Annotated in this window: 4 protein-coding genes; 2 read left to right on the plus strand and 2 right to left on the minus strand. The window is 64.1% G+C overall.

Annotation, left to right across the window (positions count from 1 at the left end; translation table 11 throughout):
* Positions 1-428: HAD family hydrolase (locus EOA27_RS26020; RefSeq protein WP_145970534.1), on the minus strand; the 428-nt coding region annotated here is incomplete at its 3' end.
* 5 nt (positions 429-433) lie between these two features.
* Positions 434-2077: a glucose-6-phosphate isomerase gene (gene pgi / locus EOA27_RS26025; protein ID WP_127257602.1), complete on the minus strand. Its 1644-nt coding sequence runs from the start codon at positions 2075-2077 to the stop codon at positions 434-436.
* Here pgi and EOA27_RS26030 point away from each other — a divergent pair.
* Together EOA27_RS26030 and EOA27_RS26035 are read left to right on the plus strand one after the other, a co-directional pair.
* Positions 2065-2259, plus strand: a complete 195-nt coding sequence (locus tag EOA27_RS26030; RefSeq protein WP_126079690.1) for a hypothetical protein — start codon at positions 2065-2067, stop codon at positions 2257-2259. The two genes, pgi and EOA27_RS26030, sit on opposite strands and share 13 nt — an antisense overlap.
* 138 nt (positions 2260-2397) lie before the next feature.
* Positions 2398-3891 (plus strand): PLP-dependent aminotransferase family protein, encoded by a 1494-nt coding sequence (locus EOA27_RS26035; RefSeq protein ID WP_040986066.1) that lies wholly within the window; start codon positions 2398-2400, stop codon positions 3889-3891.
* The last annotated feature ends 89 nt before the right edge of the window (positions 3892-3980 follow it).

Here is a 3980-nt window from a genome sequence, read left to right on the forward strand (position 1 = left end):
ACACCGAGCGTGGCGAGTGTCTTCTCGGCGCCGCTGGTGGAATCATTGGTGGCGACGCCCATGCGGTAGGATCGCGTGTGCAGCGCCCGCAGCGAATCGAGAACGCCGGGAAGCGCCACCGCCATCGAGGAGCCCTGCACGGAGGTGATCTCGTTGAAGCGCGAAACGGCATGCATCTGGTCTTCGTCGGACAGGCGCGGAAACCACAGTTCGACGACGTCCATGTTCGAACCCGAGGCAAAGATCGAATCGGGCTTGAAGCGTTTCGTGACGAAGTCGAAGCCGGCGGCGGCGAGCAGGCGATCGGCCTTCCAGCGATCGCCTTCGGCGGCATCCATCGCCATGAAGTCCGCGACACCGAGCCAGGTTGCATTGAAGTCGACAAGCGTGCCGTCCTTGTCGAAGAGAATTCCCTTGATGTCTGCCAATCCTTTTACTCCGAACCGCGCAAGTGGTGGATGTGTCCCACCAGACCGGCAGTCGAGGCGTCGCGGTTTGCGGCAGTCTCCTTGCCCTCAACGACAGGCAGCAGGCCTGTCGCCAGTTCCTTGCCGAGCTCGACGCCCCATTGATCGAAGGAATTGATGTTGAAAAGCGTGCCCTCGGCGAAGACGCGATGCTCGTAGAGCGCGATTATACGGCCCAACGTGCGCGGATCGAGCTTGCGGTAGAGGATGGTGAGCGAGGGGCGGTTGCCTGAGAAGACGCGGTGCGGCGCGATGCGGTCGACATCGGCCGGTTTCATGCCCTTGGCCAGCATCTGCGCGCGCGCTTCTTCCAGCGTGCGGCCCTTCATGAAGGCCTCCGATTGCGCCAGGCAGTTGGCGAGCAGGAGGTCGTGCTGGTGCTTCAGTTCGGGCTCGTGGCCGACGGCAGCGGCAAGGAATTCGACCGGGATGAAGTCGGTGCCCTGGTGCAGAAGCTGGAAGAAGGCGTGCTGGCCGTTGGTGCCGGGTTCGCCCCAGACCAGCGGGCCGGTCGGCGTGGCGACCGCGGTGCCGTCCAGCGTGACGCTCTTGCCGTTCGATTCCATGTCGAGCTGCTGCAGATAAGCCGGCAATCGCGACAGGCGCTGGTCGTAAGGGATGACGGCGCGGGCCGGATATTTGCAGACGACCCGGTGCCACCAGCCGATCAGCCCCAGCAGCACCGGCAGGTTCTTCTGCACGGGTGCTGAGCGGAAATGCTCGTCCATCTCATGCGCGCCGTCGAGGAAGGCGCGGAAGTTGCGCGGACCGACGGAAATCATCACCGGCAGGCCGATGGCGCTCCAGACCGAGTAGCGGCCGCCGACCCAGTCCCAGAAGCCGAAGACGCGGTCCTGCTCTATGCCGAACTTCGCCACCAGGTCGAGCGCGGTCGACACGGCGGCGAAATGCTTGCCAACCGCCTCCTTGCCAAGCGCCTTCTGCACCCAGTCGCGCGCCGTCTCAGCATTCGTCATCGTCTCGACCGTGGTGAAGGTCTTGGAGGCGACGATGAACAAAGTCGTCTCGGCGGACAGGCCCTTCAGCGTGTCGTGGATATGGGCGCCGTCGACATTGGAGACGTAATGCGCACGCGGTCCGTCATGGTAGGGCGCCAGCGCCAGCGTCACCATCGCCGGGCCGAGGTCCGAGCCGCCGATGCCGATGTTGACGATGTCGGTGATCTTCTTGCCGGTGGCGCCCGCAGCCTTGCCGGAGCGGATGGCGTCGGCGAAAGCGCCCATGGCATCGAGCACGGCAATCACATCAGCCTTGGTATCCTGCCCATCGACGATCACGCTCTTGCCGGTCAGGTTGCGCAGCGCGGTGTGCAGAACGGCGCGGTTCTCGGTGATGTTGATCTTCTTGCCTTCGAACATGGCCGCGCGGCGTCCCGCGAGGTCGGCGGCGCCGGCGAGCTTCTCCAGCATCGTCATGGTGTTTGCGTCGACCGCGCATTTCGACCAGTCGAGGAGAAGGTCGCCGTCGGTGGCGGAGAACGTCTCGAAACGTTTGGGATCGGCAGCGAAGGCCTCGCGCATCGTGCCCTTGGCCGCCGCGCGCTGATCACGCAGCTCGGCAAGTTGCTTGTCGAAAGATGACTGATCCACTGGCGGGCTCCTGGCGGGTTTTTAGATTTATCTTAACAGGCCGGATGTTTCCGGCGCGTGTCGTCGCGTCATTTTCGCATCATTCTATTGAGCCGATTTCCATTTCATTCAAGCGCGGCATTGCCGCAGTGCATCACGCTTTTATGATGCACTGCGGCATTGTTTTACCGATCGCTAAATGAACCGCTAACGCGGGCCGATAGATCACTGGCATAAATCCCAGCGATCAGAAAAATTGATTGGCGCAACCCCTTATGCCACCCATACACTCCACTGGTCCAGCCAAGTGAAAACAGCTGGCCATCCGAGGATGATTTCCCATGCCACAGCGCAATGACACGGCCATATGGTCCGGCCTGTTCCGGATTTCGGCTGAATCCGGCCAAACCCTCCAGGCACAGATCCGCCAGGCGATCGTCGCGGCGATTCTCGACCGACAGATCGCCGCTTCGATGCCGCTGCCGTCTTGCCGGATTCTGGCGGAAAAACTCGGGGTTGCCCGTGGCACGGTGGTGCTCGCCTTCCAGCAGCTGGTCGACCAGGGCTTCCTGGTGGCGCGCGAGCGGCGCGGCCATTTCGTCAACCCTGACGTGCTGGCTACCCCGGCCAAGCCGCATCAGAAGGCGCCCGACCAGCAGAACGAGATCGACTGGAAGGCGCGCCGGCAGATCGCCGCAAGCGATATGCCGCCGCCGGCCAAGCACGACAACTGGATCAAGTCCTCCTATCCATTCGTCTACGGCCAGTTCGACCCGGCGCTGTTCCCGACCGCCGAATGGCGCGAGTGCAACCGCATGGCGCTGGCCGTGCTCGAGATCCGCAATTGGGCGTCCGACATGGTGGATCGCGACGATCCGCTGCTGATCGAGCAGATCCAGGCCAGGCTGCTGCCGCGCCGCGGCATCTTTGCCAATCCGGACGAGATCATCGTGACGCTGGGCGCGCAGAACGCGCTCTATATGCTGGCCTCGCTCTTGATGACCAAGGGTTCGAAGGTGGCGATGGAGGATCCAGGCTATCCCGACGCCCGCTCGATCTTCCGGCTGGCCGGTGCCGATATCCAGCCGGTTCCGGTCGACCAGTCGGGCATCGTGACCTCGTCGATCCCCAGCGATTCCGGCTTCGTCTTCGTCACGCCGAGCCATCACTGCCCGACCATGGTGCCGCTGTCGGCGGAACGCCGGCAGGATCTTCTGGCGCGCGCCAACCGCAACAACCAGATCATCATCGAGGACGGCTATGACAGCCAGCTGCTCGACGAGGCGCCGCAGCAGGCGCTGAAGAGCCTCGACCGCTCGGGCCGCGTCATCTATGTCGGCTCGATGTCGAAGACGCTGGCTCCGGGCCTCAGGCTTGGCTACATCGTGGCCTCGGCCGGGCTGATCGCCGAGCTTCGCGCGCTGCGCCGCTTCATGCTCAGGCACCCGCCGGCGAACAACCAGCGCGCTGTCGCGCTGTTCCTGTCGCTCGGCCATCACGAGGCGCTGGTGCGCAGGCTCTCCGCCGCCTTCGACGAGCGGCGCAAGCGGCTGGTCCATGCGATTTCCGCTTTCCTGCCAGAATGGCGCTCGACCGACTCGGCGGGCGGCACATCGCTCTGGCTGGAAGGGCCGCGCGGCACCGATTCGCGCGGCCTGGCCGAAGCCGCCGCTTCGCGCAGCGTCATCATCGAGCCCGGCGACCGGTTCTTCGACCGCAGCGAAAAGCCCTCGCGTTTCATGCGCTTGGGCATCTCCTCGATCTCGCTGCAGCATATCGAGCCCGGCATCCGCGAACTCGCCACCGCTGCCGGGCGCAGGCCCGCGGCGGCCTGATCCCCACGGACTTTCCAAAAAAAGAGCCGGCAGCCGCCGGCTCTTTTTGCTTGGGCGCACGCTAGCCGCTTTATCACTCTGGCATATTC

Origin of the sequence: Mesorhizobium sp. M2A.F.Ca.ET.037.01.1.1 (assembly GCF_003998075.1) — a bacterium.
In the GTDB taxonomy this organism is placed as follows: Bacteria; Pseudomonadota; Alphaproteobacteria; order Rhizobiales; family Rhizobiaceae; genus Mesorhizobium.